Source organism: Pseudomonas sp. 30_B (assembly GCF_017491605.1).
In the GTDB taxonomy this organism is placed as follows: Bacteria; Pseudomonadota; Gammaproteobacteria; order Pseudomonadales; family Pseudomonadaceae; genus Pseudomonas.
Genome location: NZ_JAFGYY010000013.1, coordinates 141,866 through 158,012, shown reverse-complemented (window position 1 = coordinate 158,012; position 16,147 = coordinate 141,866). Strand labels below are relative to the sequence as shown.

Annotated in this window: 16 protein-coding genes; 9 read left to right on the top strand and 7 right to left on the bottom strand. The window is 66.7% G+C overall.

Translation table 11 applies throughout. The features are described 5' to 3' along the window. Positions 1-35: 35 nt before the first annotated feature. Both J5M67_RS16310 and rpiA read right to left on the bottom strand, forming a co-directional pair. Positions 36-368, bottom strand: coding sequence for a YegP family protein (locus tag J5M67_RS16310; RefSeq protein ID WP_207886382.1), 333 nt, complete (start codon positions 366-368; stop codon positions 36-38). A 91-nt stretch (positions 369-459) separates the two neighbouring features. Continuing rightward, positions 460-1,131 (bottom strand): ribose-5-phosphate isomerase RpiA, encoded by a 672-nt coding sequence (gene rpiA, locus J5M67_RS16305; protein ID WP_207886381.1) that lies wholly within the window; start codon positions 1,129-1,131, stop codon positions 460-462. Between the two features lie 204 nt (positions 1,132-1,335). Between rpiA and ilvA the strand changes: the two genes are divergently transcribed. From ilvA to J5M67_RS16290, 3 genes are all read left to right on the top strand, one after another. Continuing rightward, positions 1,336-2,850, top strand: a complete 1,515-nt coding sequence (gene ilvA / locus J5M67_RS16300; protein ID WP_207886380.1) for a threonine ammonia-lyase, biosynthetic — start codon at positions 1,336-1,338, stop codon at positions 2,848-2,850. 68 nt (positions 2,851-2,918) lie between these two features. Beyond that, positions 2,919-3,392, top strand: coding sequence for a DUF2269 domain-containing protein (locus J5M67_RS16295; RefSeq protein ID WP_243434696.1), 474 nt, complete (start codon positions 2,919-2,921; stop codon positions 3,390-3,392). A 10-nt stretch (positions 3,393-3,402) separates the two neighbouring features. Continuing rightward, positions 3,403-3,870 carry a DUF2269 domain-containing protein gene (locus tag J5M67_RS16290; RefSeq protein ID WP_207886379.1) on the top strand — a complete coding sequence of 156 codons (468 nt, stop codon included), beginning with the start codon at positions 3,403-3,405 and terminating at the stop codon, positions 3,868-3,870. Between the two features lie 149 nt (positions 3,871-4,019). On the opposite strand, the gene J5M67_RS16285 is transcribed toward J5M67_RS16290, so the two are convergent. After that, on the bottom strand, positions 4,020-4,676 hold the full coding sequence (locus tag J5M67_RS16285) for an HAD family phosphatase (RefSeq protein ID WP_207886378.1): 657 nt from the start codon (positions 4,674-4,676) through the stop codon (positions 4,020-4,022). Between the two features lie 147 nt (positions 4,677-4,823). Between J5M67_RS16285 and J5M67_RS16280 the strand changes: the two genes are divergently transcribed. The 3 genes from J5M67_RS16280 to J5M67_RS16270 all read left to right on the top strand — a co-directional run bounded on the left by J5M67_RS16280 (position 4,824) and on the right by J5M67_RS16270 (position 8,726). Continuing rightward, positions 4,824-5,303 carry an RNA pyrophosphohydrolase gene (locus tag J5M67_RS16280; protein WP_152227102.1) on the top strand — a complete coding sequence of 160 codons (480 nt, stop codon included), beginning with the start codon at positions 4,824-4,826 and terminating at the stop codon, positions 5,301-5,303. Positions 5,304-5,335: 32 nt separating this feature from the next. Further along, on the top strand, positions 5,336-7,615 hold the full coding sequence (gene ptsP / locus J5M67_RS16275) for a phosphoenolpyruvate--protein phosphotransferase (protein WP_207886377.1): 2,280 nt from the start codon (positions 5,336-5,338) through the stop codon (positions 7,613-7,615). Between the two features lie 85 nt (positions 7,616-7,700). Next, positions 7,701-8,726, top strand: a complete 1,026-nt coding sequence (locus J5M67_RS16270; RefSeq protein WP_207886376.1) for a sensor domain-containing diguanylate cyclase — start codon at positions 7,701-7,703, stop codon at positions 8,724-8,726. On the opposite strand, the gene J5M67_RS16265 is transcribed toward J5M67_RS16270, so the two are convergent. Further along, positions 8,723-9,487, bottom strand: a complete 765-nt coding sequence (locus J5M67_RS16265; protein WP_207886375.1) for an NRDE family protein — start codon at positions 9,485-9,487, stop codon at positions 8,723-8,725. The genes J5M67_RS16270 and J5M67_RS16265 overlap by 4 nt on opposite strands. A gap of 114 nt (positions 9,488-9,601) precedes the next feature. Here J5M67_RS16265 and J5M67_RS16260 point away from each other — a divergent pair, with 114 nt between their 5' ends. Then, positions 9,602-10,384, top strand: coding sequence for a sulfite exporter TauE/SafE family protein (locus J5M67_RS16260; protein WP_207886374.1), 783 nt, complete (start codon positions 9,602-9,604; stop codon positions 10,382-10,384). 23 nt (positions 10,385-10,407) lie between these two features. Next, on the top strand, positions 10,408-11,208 hold the full coding sequence (gene lgt / locus J5M67_RS16255) for a prolipoprotein diacylglyceryl transferase (RefSeq protein ID WP_207886373.1): 801 nt from the start codon (positions 10,408-10,410) through the stop codon (positions 11,206-11,208). Positions 11,209-11,397: 189 nt separating this feature from the next. Here lgt and J5M67_RS16250 read toward each other — a convergent pair whose 3' ends face one another. Then, positions 11,398-12,240, bottom strand: a complete 843-nt coding sequence (locus tag J5M67_RS16250; protein WP_207886372.1) for an SDR family NAD(P)-dependent oxidoreductase — start codon at positions 12,238-12,240, stop codon at positions 11,398-11,400. A gap of 101 nt (positions 12,241-12,341) precedes the next feature. Then, positions 12,342-13,208 carry an SDR family NAD(P)-dependent oxidoreductase gene (locus tag J5M67_RS16245; protein ID WP_207886371.1) on the bottom strand — a complete coding sequence of 289 codons (867 nt, stop codon included), beginning with the start codon at positions 13,206-13,208 and terminating at the stop codon, positions 12,342-12,344. Between the two features lie 153 nt (positions 13,209-13,361). On the opposite strand from J5M67_RS16245, the gene J5M67_RS16240 reads away from it, so the two are divergent. Beyond that, positions 13,362-14,378, top strand: coding sequence for an AraC family transcriptional regulator (locus J5M67_RS16240; RefSeq protein WP_207886370.1), 1,017 nt, complete (start codon positions 13,362-13,364; stop codon positions 14,376-14,378). On the opposite strand, the gene J5M67_RS16235 is transcribed toward J5M67_RS16240, so the two are convergent. Then, complete coding sequence (locus J5M67_RS16235) at positions 14,353-16,137, bottom strand: GspE/PulE family protein (RefSeq protein ID WP_207886369.1); 1,785 nt, start codon at positions 16,135-16,137, stop codon at positions 14,353-14,355. The two genes, J5M67_RS16240 and J5M67_RS16235, sit on opposite strands and share 26 nt — an antisense overlap. Positions 16,138-16,147: the final 10 nt, after the last annotated feature.

Genomic DNA, 16,147 nt, shown 5'->3' with positions numbered 1-16,147 from the left:
TCCGCCCCGTTCTTCGGAACCCGACAGCAGCGGTTTCAGGTCTCGTCGCTGACCGTAGCCTCCGGCGCATAGCGCTTCACCGCGGCCACGCCGCCCTCGGCATTGGCCTGGCTGGCATACATCTGGCTCTGGCCGATGACCTGGCCGTTGGTGGCCTTGAGCACGAAGTAGTGCTTGCCGTTGGAGGCGGTCTTCACCTCGAAGGCGCCTTCGCGCTGGGAGTTCTTGCGTACCGACTCGATGCCGTCCTGGGCCGAGGCCTTGGCCTTATACAGCTCGCTGGTCAGCACGATCTCGCCGTTGCTGGCGTGCAGGTTGAAGTGGAACTGGCCATCACTGGCCTTCTTGAGATGGTACTTGCCGGCCATGCCGTTTCTCCGTTGGGTGGAAGGTATCCCCCAGCGTAGACGGCCGCGAGCGGGACGGAGGGCGCCAGCGGGTGGATGGCGCCCCGCGGGCTCAGACCTTGAGCGATTTCACGCCTTCGGCGGTGCCGAGCAGCAGCAGGTCGGCCGGCCGGGCGGCGAACAGGCCGTTGGTGACCACGCCGACGATGTTGTTGATCGACTCTTCCAGCTGCACCGGGCTGTCGATGCGCAGATTGTGCACGTCGAGGATGATGTTGCCGTTGTCGGTCAGCACGCCCTCGCGATACACCGGGTCGCCGCCCAGCTTCACCAGTTGACGAGCGACGTGGCTGCGGGCCATGGGGATGACTTCCACCGGCAGAGGGAAGGCGCCAAGGATCGGCACCAGCTTGCTGGCGTCGGCGATGCAGATGAACTGCTTGGCCACCGCGGCGACGATCTTCTCGCGGGTCAGCGCGGCGCCGCCGCCCTTGATCAGTTCCAGGCGTTCGTTGGCCTCGTCGGCGCCGTCGACGTAGAACTCCAGCTCGCTGACGGTGTTCAGGTCGTAGACCGGGATGCCGTGGCCTTTCAGGCGCGCGGCGGTGGCTTCGGAGCTGGCCACGGCGCCGTCGAACTCGGCCTTGTGTTTCGCCAGCAGGTCGATGAAGAAGTTGGCGGTGGAGCCGGTGCCCACGCCGACGATGCTCTTGCTGTCGAGGTGCGGAAGGATGTGGTCGACGGCGGCCTGGGCCACAGCCTGCTTGAGCTGATCCTGGTTCATGGCGAAGGGTCTTCTTACCTGGGGGGGACGCGGAAGCGCCGGAGAATGTTCGAGAGGGCGGATTATAGCGGTCGATGGCGCGCCGGTGTTGCGCCGCCGGGCAACTGTTACGGTCATCTGCGTGCGGATTGTTCGGTGGCCCGCCCGGCGCTGGCTGGAGTAGACTCGCAAATCCTCGAAAATGCCGCCGAATGTGCCCTTCCGATGCTCGAACAATACGTCAAGAAGATCCTCACCTCGCGTGTCTACGACGTTGCCGTGGAAACGCCCCTGCAGCCCGCCCGCCAGCTCTCCGAGCGCCTGGGCAACCAGATTCTGCTCAAGCGCGAAGACCTGCAGCCGGTGTTCTCCTTCAAGATTCGCGGCGCCTACAACAAGCTGGCGCAGTTGAGCCCGGAAGAACTGGCCCGCGGCGTGGTCACAGCCTCGGCCGGCAACCATGCCCAGGGCGTGGCGCTGGCAGCCCGTGAGCTGGGGATCAAGGCGACTATCGTGATGCCGCGCACTACGCCGGAGCTGAAGGTCCAGGGCGTGCGCGCCCGCGGCGGCAAGGCCGTGCTGCACGGCGACGCCTTCCCCGAGGCGCTGGCGTACTCGCTGAAGCTGGTGGAAGAGAAGGGCTACGTCTACATCCACCCCTACGACGATCCGGAAGTGATCGCCGGCCAGGGCACCGTGGCGATGGAAATCCTCCGTCAGCATCCGGGCCGCCTGGACGCGATCTTCGTCCCTGTCGGCGGTGGCGGCCTGATCGCCGGCATCGCCGCCTACGTCAAATACCTGCGTCCGGACGTCAAGGTGATCGGCGTCGAGCCGGATGATTCCAACTGCCTGCAGGCCGCCATGGCCGCCGGCGAGCGCGTGGTGCTGGGGCAGGTCGGGCTGTTCGCCGACGGCGTGGCCGTGGCGCAGATCGGCCAGCACACCTTCGATGTCTGCAAGCAGTACGTGGATGAGGTGATCACCGTCAGCACCGACGAGATCTGCGCGGCGATCAAGGACATCTACGACGATACCCGCTCGATCACCGAACCGGCCGGCGCGCTGGCGGTGGCCGGCATCAAGAAGTACGTGCAGCGCGAGAGCGCCAGCGGCCAGACCCTGGTGGCCATCGACTCGGGCGCCAACATCAACTTCGACCGCCTGCGCCACGTGGCCGAACGCGCCGAACTGGGCGAGAAGCGCGAAGCGATCATCGCGGTGACCATCCCCGAGCGTCCGGGCAGCTTCAAGGCCTTCTGCGAAGCCATCGGCAAGCGCCAGATCACCGAGTTCAACTACCGCTACAACACCAACGAGGAAGCGCACATATTCGTCGGCGTGCAGACACACCCGGACAACGACCCGCGCGAGGCGCTGGTGGAGCATCTGCGCGGCCAGGGCTTCCCGGTGCTGGACCTGACCGACAACGAACTGGCCAAGCTGCATATCCGCCACATGGTCGGCGGCCATTCGCCGCGCGTCTCGGGCGAGCAGGTGTTCCGCTTCGAATTCCCCGAACGGCCTGGCGCGCTGTTCAACTTCCTCAACCGCCTGGGCGGGCGCTGGAACATCACCATGTTCCACTACCGCAACCACGGCGCCGCCGACGGCCGCGTGGTCGCCGGCCTGCAGGTGCCGGACGAGGAGAAGCACCTGGTGGCCGCGGCGCTGGAAGAGATCGGCTACCCCTACTGGGATGAAAGCGACAACCCCGCCTATCGCCTGTTCCTCGGCTGACGCCGGGGAGCCGGGCCGCTACGGCGGGTGCTAGTCTTCGCTGAACACCGGATTGTTCACAGGAACGCATGACCATGGAAAGTTACCAGACCCTCCGAATCCTCCACGGTGTCGCGGCGGTGCTGCCGTTCCTCGCGATCATCGGCCTGGCCTGGTACGGCTGGCGGAGCTGGCGCGGGGGTGATGCCGGGAAGATCGCCACGGCGCTGCAACGCATCGGCCTGGCCGGCTGGGTGTTGGTGGCCGGCAGCATCGCCAGCCTGCCGGTCACCGGCTGGCAGATGGTGCACGGCGTGGGCCTGCCGCTGGGGCAGACCTGGCTGCTGGGCAGCGCCTGCCTGCTGATCGTCGCCACGCTGTTCTGGCTGCTGTTCACCAGCCGCCTGTGGCGCATCCGTGGCCTGGCCCTGGCGGCCCAGGGCAGTGGCGAGCCGATTGCCGTGCGTGCGGTGCGCGAATGGAAGTTCGGCCTGGCCTTTTTCGTGCTCTCGCTGCTCTGCGTGGTCGCCATCCTGGTGCTGATGATCAGCAAGCCGGTCTGATGCTCGCCGCGTGAGCGTCTTCCTGCTGCTCAAGACCCTGCACATCCTCTCGTCCACGCTGCTGTTCGGCACCGGCCTGGGTTCGGCCTATTACGCCTGGCGCGCGTGGCGCAGTGGCAGCCTGGAGGCGATCCGGGTGACCTTCCGCCATCTGGTGACCGCCGACTGGCTGTTCATCGCCACCATGGCGGTGTTCCAGCCGCTGAGCGGGCTGGCCATGGCGCATATCGCCGGCTGGCCGCTGGATTCGGGCTGGCTGCTGTGGAGCCTGTCGCTCTATGTATTCGCCGGCACCTGCTGGCTGCCGGTGGTGTGGCTGCAGATCCGCGTGCGGGACATGGCCGAGGCGGCGCACCGGGAAGGCGTGGCGCTACCGCCGCAAGCCTTCCTCTATATGCGCTGGTGGTTCGCTCTGGGCTGGCCGGCGTTCCTGGCCTTCCTGGCGATTTTTCACCTGATGGTGAACAAGACCTTCTGAGAACCTGCTTACGATCTGCTGCGCGTCGGCACAACTGCGTTAAAAACAGGCTCGGACTGCTCATTTACAGCTCGTAAACTCCGCGTCCTCGCCTGTTTTTGCCTTGTTCTGCTCTAGCTCGCGAGATCGTAAACAGGTTCTGAGGCGGCTCAGCCGCGCAGGCTGATCACCGGCCAGCCGCGTTCGATGGCGGTGGCGCGCAGGGTGTCGTCCGGGTCGACGGCGACCGGGTTGGCCACCAGTTCCAGCAGCGGCAGGTCGTTTCGCGAGTCGCTGTAGAAGTAGGCGTCGTCCAGCTTCAGGCCGGTCTCGTCGAGCCAGCGGTTCAGGCGGGTCACCTTGCCGCCCTGGAAGCAGGGCACGTCGAAGGTACGGCCGGTATAGAGGCCGCCCTGCATCTCGCACTCGGTGGCGATCAGCGTTTCCACGCCCAGGCGCTCGGCGATGGGGCCGGTGACGAAGCGGTTGGTGGCGGTGATGATCACCAGCTTGTCGCCGGCGGCGCGGTGTTCGGCCAGCAGGGCTTCGCCCTTGGCCAGGATGATCGGCTCGATGACCTCTTCCATGAACTGGCGATGCCAGGTTGCCAGCTGTTCCAGGCTGTTGCGGCCCAGGATGGCCTGGGTGAAGGCCTGGTAGGCGAACACGTCCAGGGTGCCGGCCATGTAGTCGGCATAGAAGGCGTCGTTGCGCGCCTGGTACTCGCCGGCGTCGACCAGCCCGCGCTGGCACAGCCATTCGCCCCAGCTGTGGTCGCTGTCACCGGCCAGGAGGGTGTTGTCGAGATCGAAGAGAGCCAATCGCACGTCGGATTACCAATGGTTGCCTATGCTGAAAAGTCGCCTAGAGTAACGGCTTTTGCCGGCCCTGCACATGACGCCGCGCCTCGCGTTGCCGCTGTCACAAGCTTTGTGGAACAATGCGGGCACACGCGATTTCGAGGATGTACCGCCGTGATCGATCCCGATGGTTTTCGCCCTAATGTCGGCATCATCCTTTCCAACGATGTCGGACAAGTATTGTGGGCACGGCGTATCAACCAGGAAGCCTGGCAATTTCCCCAGGGCGGCATCAACGCCCGCGAAACCCCTGAGGAAGCGCTGTTCCGCGAATTGAACGAAGAAGTCGGCCTGGAAGAACAGGACGTACGGATTCTTGCCTGTACCCGTGGCTGGCTGCGTTACCGCCTGCCACAACGCCTGGTGCGGACCAACAGCCAACCGCTGTGCATCGGGCAGAAACAGAAATGGTTCCTCCTGCGCCTGACCGGCGAGGAAAGCCGGGTGCGCATGGATGTCACCGGCAAACCGGAGTTCGACGGCTGGCGCTGGGTCAGCTACTGGTACCCGCTCGGCCAGGTCGTGACCTTCAAGCGCGAGGTCTACCGCCGGGCACTGAAGGAATTGGCACCGCGCCTGCTCGCGCGCGACTGATACGCAAGTTCAAGGAGTTAGACCCGGAAGCCATGCTCAACACGCTGCGTAAGATCGTCCAGGAAGTGAACTCCGCCAAGGACCTCAAGGCGGCGCTGGGCATCATTGTGCAGCGCGTGAAGGAGGCCATGGGCACCCAGGTGTGCTCGGTCTACCTGCTGGACGCCGAGAGCAACCGCTTCGTGCTGATGGCCACCGAGGGCCTGAACAAGCGCTCCATCGGCAAGGTGAGCATGGCGCCCAACGAGGGTCTGGTCGGCCTGGTCGGCACCCGCGAGGAGCCGCTGAACCTCGAGAACGCCTCCGAACACCCCCGCTACCGCTACTTCGCCGAGACCGGCGAGGAACGCTACGCCTCCTTCCTCGGCGCACCGATCATCCACCATCGCCGGGTGATGGGCGTCCTGGTCGTGCAGCAGAAGGAAAAGCGCCAGTTCGACGAAGGCGAGGAAGCCTTCCTCGTGACCATGAGCGCACAGCTCGCCGGCGTAATTGCCCACGCCGAGGCCACCGGCTCGATCCGTGGCCTGGGCAAGCTCGGCAAGGGCATCAGCGAGGCCAAGTTCGTCGGCGTCCCCGGCGCCCCCGGCGTCGCCGTGGGCAAGGCCGTGGTGGTGCTGCCGCCGGCTGACCTGGAAGTGGTCCCGGACAAACCCATCGACGACGTCGAGGCCGAGGTCGAGCTGTTCAAGCAGGCCCTGGAGTCCGTCCGCGAAGACATGCGCAACCTCTCCAGCAAGCTGGCCACCCAGCTGCGCAAGGAAGAGCGGGCGCTGTTCGACGTCTACCTGATGATGCTCGACGACGCCTCCATCGGCCAGGAGGTCAAGCGCATCATCCGCACCGGCCAGTGGGCCCAGGGTGCCCTGCGCCAGGTGGTCATGGAGCATGTGCAGCGCTTCGAACTGATGGACGACGCCTACCTGCGCGAGCGCGCCTCAGATGTGAAGGACATCGGCCGCCGCATCCTCGCCTACCTGCAGGAAGAGCGTAAGCAGACCCTGACCTACCCGGACCAGACCATCATCGTCAGCGAGGAGCTGTCGCCGGCCATGCTCGGCGAAGTGCCCGAGGGCAAGCTGGTGGGCCTGATCTCGGTGCTCGGCTCGGGCAACTCCCACGTCGCCATCCTCGCCCGCGCCATGGGCATCCCCACGGTCATGGGCGCGGTCGACCTGCCGTATTCCAAGGTCGACGGCATCGACCTGATCGTCGACGGCTATCACGGCGAGATCTACACCAACCCCTCGCCGCAGCTGGTCAAGCAATACGGCGAAGTGGTCGCCGAAGAAAAGGAACTGAGCAAGGGGCTGGCCGCGCTGCGCGAGCTGCCCTGTGAAACGCTGGACGGCCATCGCATGCCGCTGTGGGTCAACACCGGCCTGCTGGCGGACGTGGCGCGCGCCCAGGAACGCGGCGCCGAGGGTGTCGGCCTGTACCGCACCGAAGTGCCGTTCATGATCAACGACCGCTTCCCCAGCGAGAAGGAACAGCTCGCCATCTATCGCGAGCAACTCTCCGCCTTCCACCCGCTGCCGGTGACCATGCGCACGCTGGATATCGGCGGCGACAAGGCGCTGTCCTATTTCCCGATCAAGGAAGAGAACCCCTTCCTCGGCTGGCGCGGCATCCGCGTCACCCTCGACCACCCGGAAATCTTCCTGGTGCAGACCCGCGCCATGCTCAAGGCCAGTGAAGGTCTGGACAACCTGCGTATCCTGCTGCCGATGATCTCCGGTACCCACGAGCTGGAAGAGGCGCTGCACCTGATTCACCGGGCCTGGGGCGAAGTGCGCGACGAGGGCGTGGACATCCCCATGCCGCCGATCGGCATGATGGTGGAGATCCCGGCGGCGGTGTACCAGACCCGCGAGCTGGCGCGCCAGGTGGACTTCCTCTCGGTCGGCTCCAACGACCTGACCCAGTACCTGCTGGCGGTGGACCGCAACAACCCGCGCGTCGCCGACCTCTACGACTACCTGCACCCGGCCGTGCTGCAGGCGCTGAAGAAGGTGGTCGACGACTCCCACGCCGAAGGCAAGCCGGTGAGTATCTGCGGCGAGATGGCCGGTGATCCGGCGGCTGCCGTACTGCTGATGGCCATGGGCTTCGATTCCCTGTCGATGAACGCCACCAACTTGCCTAAAGTGAAATGGTTGCTGCGGCAGATGACCCTGTCCAAGGCCCGCGAGCTGCTCGGCCAGTTGATGACCTTCGACAACCCCCAGGTCATCCACAGCTCGCTGCACCTGGCGTTGCGCAACCTCGGCCTCGGCCGTGTGATCAACCCGGCGGCGACCATCCAGGCCTGACGCCGGCTCCCATACCTTCCCGGATGCGCACAGGCCCCGGGAGGCACCCAGATGGCAAGGCCGGTTGCCGGCCAAGGCGAAGCTTATGGACGAGCTCGACGTCAGCCCCGGCACGGACTCCCGTGAGAGTGCCCTGACCCTGCGCCTGGCGCTGGGGATCGTCAGCGATGGTATCTGGGACTGGAACATCCGCACCAATCACGTGAGCCGCAGCCCCGGTTGGTACAGCATGCTCGGCTACGGCACCGACAGCCTGCCGGAGAATGTCGCGACCTGGCATGACGTGATCCACCCGGACGACTTCGAGCAGGTGATGAACGGCTTCAACGCCTACATCGAGGGGCGCTGCGAAATCTACGCCGAGGAGTACCGCTGCCGTTGCCGCGACGGCAGCTATCTGTGGGTCAGCGATCACGGCCGCTTCGTCGAGTTCGACGAGACGGGGAAGGCGACCCGGATGATCGGCGCCCACCGCAATATCCACGAGCGCAAGCTGGCCGAACTGGCCCTGCAGCAGAAGAACCTCGAACTGCAGCAGCTCAACCAGCAGCTCGAGGCGCTGGTGGAAGCGCGCACCGACGCGCTGCGCCGGGCCAACGAGGCGCTGGTCGAGCAGGCGGCGGTGGCCCTGCGTCTCGCCGAGATCGACCCGCTGACGCAGATCGCCAACCGCCGCCGCTTCGAGCAGCAGATGCATGCCGAATGGCAGCGCTTGCAGCGCCACGGTCATGCCTGCGCGCTGATGATGTTCGACCTCGACCACTTCAAGCGCGTCAACGACAGCCTCGGCCACCCGGCCGGTGACCGTGTGCTGGTGGCGGTGGCGGACGTGGTGCGGCGCCAGTTGCGCGAGGAGGACTGCTTCGCCCGCTGGGGCGGAGAGGAGTTCATCGTGTTGCTGCCGGAGACCGACCGCGACGCGGCGCGGGAGCTGGCCGAGCGGCTGCGCGTGAGCATGCGCGGCGCGGAGACGTCGCTGCCGGTCGAGCTGACCGCCAGCTTCGCGGTCACCGCGATGCACCCCGGCGAGGACCTGATGGCGCTGATGCGCCGGCTGGACGACGGCCTCTACCGCGCCAAGCAGCAGCGCGACAGCATCGTCACCTGCTAGATCGCACCCGGCTGGAGGATGCTCACCCGGACATCGCCCAGGCGCGCGCCGCTGGGGCCGAAGCTGCGCTCCAGCAGCTCGCGGCGGCCGTCGGCGTGGGCGATCAGCGCCGTGCTGGCGCGGGTGCCATAGTTCGCGCTGGCGATGAACACGCTCGACAGCAGCTTCTCGGTGGCCAGGCCCACGCCGGTTTCGGGCAGTTCCGCCTCGCTGGCCTGGCGGTCATCGGCCAACAGGGCGACGAGCGACTCCGTGTCCGGTTGTGCGAGCTGCGCCTCCAGGGCCGAGCGCGCGCGCACCAGCTTCGGCCAGGGCGTATCCAGCGCGGCGTTGGACAGCCCGTGCACGCCGGGCGCCACCGCCGTTGGCGGGCCGACGCGTGGATTGAAATAACAGAGCTGCCCGGCGTCGCCTACCAGCAGGTTGAAGCCGCTGTAGTCGCTGGCGCGGCGCGCGACCTGCTGCAGGTACTCCAGCGGCGCCTGCCGGCCCTGCAGGAAGGCGGCGACCAGCTCGCCGCGGGAGCGCGGTCCCAGCGGCTGCCCCGGGTCACGGACGTTGGTCAGGGCGGCGAAGCGACCGCCGGGCGCGATGCCCATCCAGGTGCCGCCGGCCTCTTGGTCGCGGCCCGCGTACAGGCCGGGGAAGTCCTCCCAGGCTGCCAGCGGCAGGGTCGGGCGGGCGTAGAACTCGTCGCGGTTGGCCGCGACGATCAGCGGCGTGGCGTGGTCGGGGCGCCAGGCGAAGACGATCAGGCACATGGGTCGAACTCCGTAGTGTGTCGGCAGTCTATCAACTCCGCCGATGTCCCGGTGTGGCTGGAGCGCCCGGGAGGCATCGGCTACCATGCCCGCTTTGTTGACGAAGGTTGCCCCATGGAGTTCGTCCTCTACCTGGTGCTTGGCGCCTGCGCCGGCGTGCTGGCCGGCCTGTTCGGCGTCGGCGGCGGGCTGATCATCGTGCCCGTCCTGGTGTACAGCTTCAGCGCCCACGGCTTTTCCGCCGAGGTGCTGACGCAAATGGCAGTCGGCACCTCGCTGGCGACCATCATCTTCACCTCGACCAATTCGATTCTTGAACATCACCGCCGTGGTGCGGTGCGCTGGCGGCTGTTCCTGTGGATGACCGTCGGCATCCTGGTCGGCAGTGCGCTGGGCGCGGTCACCGCCTCGAAGATCCAGGGGCCTGTGCTGCAGAAGATCATTGGTGTCTTCGCCATCCTGGTGTCGATCCAGATGGCCCTGGGCCTGCAGCCCAAGGGCAGCGGCGAGGTGCCTGGCCGCGTCGGCCTGGGCGTTGCCGGTGGCGTGATCGGCTGGGCCTCGGCGATCTTCGGCATCGGCGGCGGCTCGCTGACGGTGCCTTTCCTGTCCTGGCGCGGCGTTCCCATGCAACAGGCGGTTGCGACTTCGTCCGCCTGCGGACTGCCGATTGCCATCGCCGGTGCGATATCGTTCATCGCCGTCGGCTGGCACAACGCCAAGTTGCCGGAGATGAGCCTGGGCTTCGTCTACCTGCCGGCGCTGGTGGGCATTGCCCTGACCAGCATGTTTTTCGCGCGCATCGGGGCGCGGCTCGCACACCGCCTGCCGGCAAAAGTCCTGAAGCGCCTGTTCGCCCTGCTGCTGTTCTGCGTGGGCTTGAGTTTCCTGATCTGAGTTCCAGTTTGAAGGAGTAGCGGATGCTGCCTTATCCACAGATCGACCCGGTTGCCGTCGCGCTCGGGCCGCTGAAAATCCACTGGTACGGTCTGATGTACCTGATCGGCATCGGCGGCGCCTGGCTGCTGGCCTCGCGCAAGCTCCACGAGTTCGACCCGACCTGGACCAAGGAGAAGCTCTCCGACCTGGTGTTCTGGGTGGCGTGCGGCGTGGTCCTGGGCGGTCGCCTGGGCTACGTGCTGTTCTACAACCTGGAAGAGTACATCGCCAACCCGACGCTGATCTTCGAGGTGTGGAAGGGCGGCATGTCGTTCCACGGCGGCCTGATCGGCGTGATGCTGGCGACCTGGTGGTTCGGCAAGCGCAACAACAAGAGCTTCTTCCAGCTGATGGACCTGATCGCGCCGCTGGTGCCGATCGGCCTGGGCGCCGGGCGCATCGGCAACTTCATCAATGGCGAGCTGTGGGGCAAGGTGACCGACGTGCCCTGGGCGATGGTCTTCCCCACCGGCGGCCCGGAGCCGCGCCACCCGTCGCAGCTGTATCAGTTCGCCCTGGAAGGCGTGGCGCTGTTCGTCGTGCTCTGGCTGTTCACCCGCAAGCCGCGCCCGACCGCCTCGGTGTCCGGTCTGTTCGTGCTCTGCTACGGCATCTTCCGCTTCATCGTCGAGTTCGTCCGCGTGCCGGATGCCCAGCTGGGCTACCTGGCCTGGGGCTGGCTGACCATGGGCCAGGTACTGTGCGTACCGATGGTCCTGGGCGGCATCGGGCTGATGGTCTGGGCCTACCGCCGCGCACCGGCGCAGCCGACGGCGAACTGAGCATCGCCTGAATGAAAGAGCCCGCCAATTGGCGGGCTTTTTTGTTGGCACAAGGTATCGGGGAACGTAGGGCGTATGACGTTCGACGTTATACGCCCTCCGGCCTTGGCTTCAGAGCACTCCGAGATTGGTCCCGGAGCCGCGACAGGCATAGGTGAATCGGCGTACAACCGCGAACGGTTGTACGCCCTACAGCAACCCGCGCACTTCGTCGCGAAGCCGGGGGCGGCGCTCGCTCACCAGGTAGTCGGCGCGCGCGCGGGCCATGGCGTCGGCCATCTCCGGATGGGTCGGTACCCAGAAGTCCCCGGCGGCGATACCGTCGAGGATGATCTCGCCGGCCTGCAGCGGCGTCAGGCCGTGGGTGCGCAGCATGTCGGCCATGATCGAGCGGTGCTTGTCCGAATGCCCGCCTGTCTCGCCCAGCACGGCGTCGGTGAAGATACGGCTGGCGACGGGGCCGGGGAGCACGCAGGACACGCTGATCGGCGCGCCGACCAGTTCCATCTCCAGCGCCAGGCACTCGCTGAACGACAGCACGGCGTGCTTGCTGACCATGTAGGAGGTCTGGATCGGCATCATGCCCAGCGAACCGACCGAACCGACGTTGGCGATCCAGGCGCGCTTGCCGGCCGCGATCATGCGCGGGGCGAAGGCGCGCACCGACTGGATGACCCCAAGGACGTTGATCGCCAGGGTCTTCTCCCAGGTGGCGGCGGGGATTTCCCAGGCGTAGCCGAGCATCTCGATGCCGGCGTTGTTGACCAGCAGGGTCACTTCGCCGAAGGCGTCGTAGGCGCGCTGGGCCAGGCGATCGAGCTGTGTGGCGTCGGAGACGTCGGTCGCCACGGCCAGCGCCTCGCCGCCCTGCGCGCGGATCTCGGCGGCCACTGCTTCGGCGCGATCGCCGGCGATATCGGCCAGTACAACCTTCATGCCGCGCGACGCGGCGGTTCGCGCGATGCCTTCGCCAATGCCGCTGCCCGCGCCGGTGATGACGGCCACGCCGCCGGCTATGATGTTCTCGCTCATGCAGTCCTCTTCTTCTTGTGTCCCGGCAGCGTGCCCGGTCGCCGGGATTGCGGGTTGGCGCCACGGGTAATCCGCAGCGTTCCGGAGCCGATACGGGGGCGTTATTCGCCCAGCGGATTCACCGCCGGGTGCGACCACGCCGGAATCTGTGCCGGCGGCAGCGGCGTGGCGCCGTCCAGGTCCAGCACCGCCAGCTTGTGCGCCGCGGGGAAGTGCATTGAATGGGTGAGCAGGCCGGAACGCTCGGCGGCCGGCAGATGACACATCTCGACCACGGTATGCGCGAGATAGGCGACGTTCTCGCCGGGGTAGTCGTCCGGGATGTAGCGAGACGCACCGGGGGTGAGGATGGCGGTGGAGGGCGCGACCATGTTGACCGCAATGTTCGACGCCAGCAGCTCGGCCGCCGCGCCCTGGGTGAAGCGGTTCATCGCCGCCTTGGCGGTGGCGTAGACGGTCGAGCCGACCTCGGTGTCGAACACACTGTAGGGCTTGATCGGCGGCTGCGCGGTGACGGAGCCGATATTGACGATCCAGCCGGCGCCACGGGCTTTCATCTGCGGAATGACCGCCTGGGTGAGGATGAAGGGCGCGCGCAGGTAGTGCGTCAGCGTGCGGTCGAACAGGTCGAGCGGCATGCTTTCCAGCGGTACGTATTCAGCAAGGCCTGCGTTGTTCACCAGGATGTCGATCGGTCCGGCCACCTGGGTCACCCGTTCGATCAGTCGTTCGCAGTCCTCCTGCCGCTCCAGGTCGCAGGCGATCGGAATGGCACGGCCGCCTTGCGCCTCGATCAGTTCGACGGTTTCCCGCAGCGTGCCGGGGTTGCCGGCGGAGGCCTCCACGCTGCGCGCGGTTACCACCACGGTGGCGCCTTCCGCAGCCAGCCGCTGGGCGATTGCGCGCCCGATTCCCCGGCTCGATCCCGTTACCAGCGCCGTCTTGCCCAGCAATCGCTTAGCCGCCATTCCGTCCATCCTCGTTGTGTATGAAGGTGTGAGTAGCGGGCACTATCGAGCGCGCCACCTTCATTGCACAGGACGCAAGCGTGCAATATCGTAGGACAGTTTCGATCACCCGCGTGCCGATGACGCGGCCACCACCATGCTGCGGCGGGACAGATGGACGGCTCCGATCTCACCGAAGGGCTGTTGGCCCAACTGGCCAACGCCTTGGCCTGCTTCGATTCTCCGGCGCTGACGACGGAGGAGTTGGACGGACCCGCAAGGCACGACCCTTCAGTCTTTGCGCGCCTGTTCAGCGACCGGATGGATGCGCTCGAACGCCTGTGCTGCACCCGTGACAACGCCCCCATCTTCGCCAACCTGGCGGGCGAGATGCTCTGCCACGCGGTCATCAGTTGCCCGGATATCGGGTCGGTACTCGAACGCAGTCACCGCTTCAGCATCATGTTCGTCGGCGCCGAGCGTTCCAGTCGGCTGGAGCGGCTGGGCCCGCTGGTGCGCTTCAGCATGGCTTCGCGCTATGCGACGCGCGACGATGCCGCGCTGCTCAGCGACCTGATCGGCCTCCACTACTACCTGTCGCTGCTGGCCTGGCTGAGCGGCCAGCGCCTCGACCTGCGCGGCGTGGAGCTGGTCTACAGCCGCCCGCAGCGCCCGAACCGGCTGCTCGAACTGTTCGACGCGCCCGTGCAGTTCGACCAGCCGCGCAACACGCTGCTGTTCGACGCGGCCATGCTCGCCCGGCCGGTGGTGCGGACGCCCGCGGAGCTGGCGGCGATCCTCGATTGTTTTCCCTACAACTTCATCATCGAGACGCTGGACGAGCACGGCTTGCCGTCGCAGGTGAAGCTGCTGCTGGAACATGCCCTGCGCCAGGGCAGGCGCCTGCCGTCGGCGGCGACCCTGGCGGACATCCTGCACATGAGCGAGGCCACGCTGCGCCGCCAGCTGCGCGCGCAGGGCACCAGCTACCTGCAGTTGCGCGCGTCGTCCCTGCGGGAAGCCGCGGAGCGGCTGATGAAAGACGGCAGTGCATCCATCGCTTCGGTGGCGCAGCGCCTGGGCTTTTCCGATGACCGTGCGTTCCGCCGCGCCTTCAAGGGTTGGACCGGCCTGAGCCCTTCGGACTCGCCGGCCCGCCTCGGCGCTACTTCTGCTCGCTCAGCGGAGTGACCCGCAGCACTTCCTCGATGGTGGTCAGCCCGGCGGCGACCTTCTGCGCGCCGGACAAGCGCAGGCTGCGCATGCCTTCCTTGAAGGCCTGGCGGCGCAGCGGGATCAGGTCGGTGTCGGCGCTGATCTGCTCCTTCACGGTTTCGCTCAGCAGCATGATCTCGTAGACCCCGGCGCGGCCCCGGTAGCCGGTGTCGCGGCATTCCAGGCAACCGACGGCGCGGTGGGCGTTGGTCGGCAACGGGGCGTTCCACGGCCGGGTCAGCTCCTGCCAGTCCGCCTCGTCCAGCTCCATCGGCGCCTTGCAGTGCGGGCAGAGGGTGCGCACCAGGCGCTGGGCCATGACGCCGAGCACGGTGGCGCGGATCAGGTAGTAGGGCACGCCCAGTTCCAGCAGACGGGTGATGGCGGTGGGCGAGTCGTTGGTGTGCAGGGTGGAGAGCACCAGGTGACCGGTGAGCGCCGCCTGGATCGCCATCTCGGCGGTCTCCAGGTCGCGGATCTCGCCGACCATGATGATGTCCGGGTCCTGGCGCAGCAGGGCGCGCACGCCGCTGGCGAAGGTCAGCTCGATGTTGTGCTGCACCTGCATCTGGTTGAACGAGGGTTCGATCATCTCGATCGGGTCCTCGATGGTGCAGACGTTCACTTCATCCGTCGCAAGCTGCTTGAGCGTGGTGTAGAGCGTGGTGGTCTTGCCCGAGCCGGTGGGGCCGGTGACCAGGATGATGCCGTTGGGCTGGCTGGTCATGCTCTGCCAGCGGCGCAGGTCGTCCGGCGAGAAGCCCAACTGGTCGAAGGTCTTGAGCAGCACCTCGGGGTCGAAGATACGCATCACCATCTTTTCGCCGAACGCCGTGGGCAGCGTCGACAGGCGCAGTTCCACTTCGGCGCCGTCCGGGGTCTTGGTCTTCACCCGGCCGTCCTGCGGCTTGCGCTTCTCGGCGACGTTCATCCGGCCCAGGGACTTGAGGCGGCTGACCACCGCCATGCTGACCTGCGGCGGAAACTGGTAGACGTTGTGCAGCACGCCGTCGATGCGGAAGCGCACCGTGCCCTGCTCGCGGCGCGGTTCGATATGGATATCGCTGGCGCGCTGCTGGAACGCGTACTGGAACAGCCAGTCGACGATGGTGACGATGTGTGCGTCGTTGGCATCGGGCTCCTGGTCCGCCGCGCCCAGGTTGAGCAGTTGCTCGAAGTTGCCCACGCCGCTGATCTTCTGATCCTTGGCGGTGGCGCCGCTGACCGATTTGGCCAGCCGGTAGAACTCCACGGTGAAGCGCTGAATGTCGGTGGGGCTGGCGACCACGCGCTTGATCGGGCGCTTGAGCACGTGGATGAGGTTGCTTTCCCAGGCCTGCACGAAGGGCTGGGCGCTGGCGATGGTGACTTCGTCCGGCGCCACGGCCACCGCGAGGATCTGGTGACGCTGGGCGAAGGCGTAGGACATCAGCGGGGTGACCGCGGCGACGTCGATCTTCAGCGGGTCGATGCGCATGTAGGGTTGACCGGAGTAGTCCGCCAGCCAGTGCACCAGGGCGTCCAGGTCGAGCTTGCGGCCGTTGCGCTGGCGGTCCTCGATCTGCTGGGCGGCGAGGAATTCCAGCGGATGCTGCTGGTTGTTCACCGCGCTGCGGCGGATGGCCATGCACTGCTCGGCGTCATCCTGGGCCACGCGGCCCTGGCTCACCAGTTCGCGCAGGATGTCGCCCAGGTCGAGCAAGCGGTCCTGGGCGGATGGGGCATAGGCGGACATACGGATTCCC

Bases quoted from the DNA above. Each gene is read 5' to 3' on its own strand.
- J5M67_RS16250 (WP_207886372.1), bottom strand. From the start codon at position 12,240: ATGAGCGAGAACATCATAGCCGGCGGCGTGGCCGTCATCACCGGCGCG.
- rpiA (WP_207886381.1), bottom strand. From the start codon at position 1,131: ATGAACCAGGATCAGCTCAAGCAGGCTGTGGCCCAGGCCGCCGTCGAC.
- J5M67_RS16310 (WP_207886382.1), bottom strand. From the start codon at position 368: ATGGCCGGCAAGTACCATCTCAAGAAGGCCAGTGATGGCCAGTTCCAC.
- ptsP (WP_207886377.1), top strand. From the start codon at position 5,336: ATGCTCAACACGCTGCGTAAGATCGTCCAGGAAGTGAACTCCGCCAAG.
- J5M67_RS16245 (WP_207886371.1), bottom strand. From the start codon at position 13,208: ATGGCGGCTAAGCGATTGCTGGGCAAGACGGCGCTGGTAACGGGATCG.
- lgt (WP_207886373.1), top strand. From the start codon at position 10,408: ATGCTGCCTTATCCACAGATCGACCCGGTTGCCGTCGCGCTCGGGCCG.
- J5M67_RS16295 (WP_243434696.1), top strand. From the start codon at position 2,919: ATGACCATGGAAAGTTACCAGACCCTCCGAATCCTCCACGGTGTCGCG.
- J5M67_RS16240 (WP_207886370.1), top strand. From the start codon at position 13,362: ATGGACGGCTCCGATCTCACCGAAGGGCTGTTGGCCCAACTGGCCAAC.
- J5M67_RS16235 (WP_207886369.1), bottom strand. From the start codon at position 16,137: ATGTCCGCCTATGCCCCATCCGCCCAGGACCGCTTGCTCGACCTGGGC.
- ilvA (WP_207886380.1), top strand. From the start codon at position 1,336: ATGCTCGAACAATACGTCAAGAAGATCCTCACCTCGCGTGTCTACGAC.
- J5M67_RS16265 (WP_207886375.1), bottom strand. From the start codon at position 9,487: ATGTGCCTGATCGTCTTCGCCTGGCGCCCCGACCACGCCACGCCGCTG.
- J5M67_RS16260 (WP_207886374.1), top strand. From the start codon at position 9,602: ATGGAGTTCGTCCTCTACCTGGTGCTTGGCGCCTGCGCCGGCGTGCTG.
- J5M67_RS16270 (WP_207886376.1), top strand. From the start codon at position 7,701: ATGGACGAGCTCGACGTCAGCCCCGGCACGGACTCCCGTGAGAGTGCC.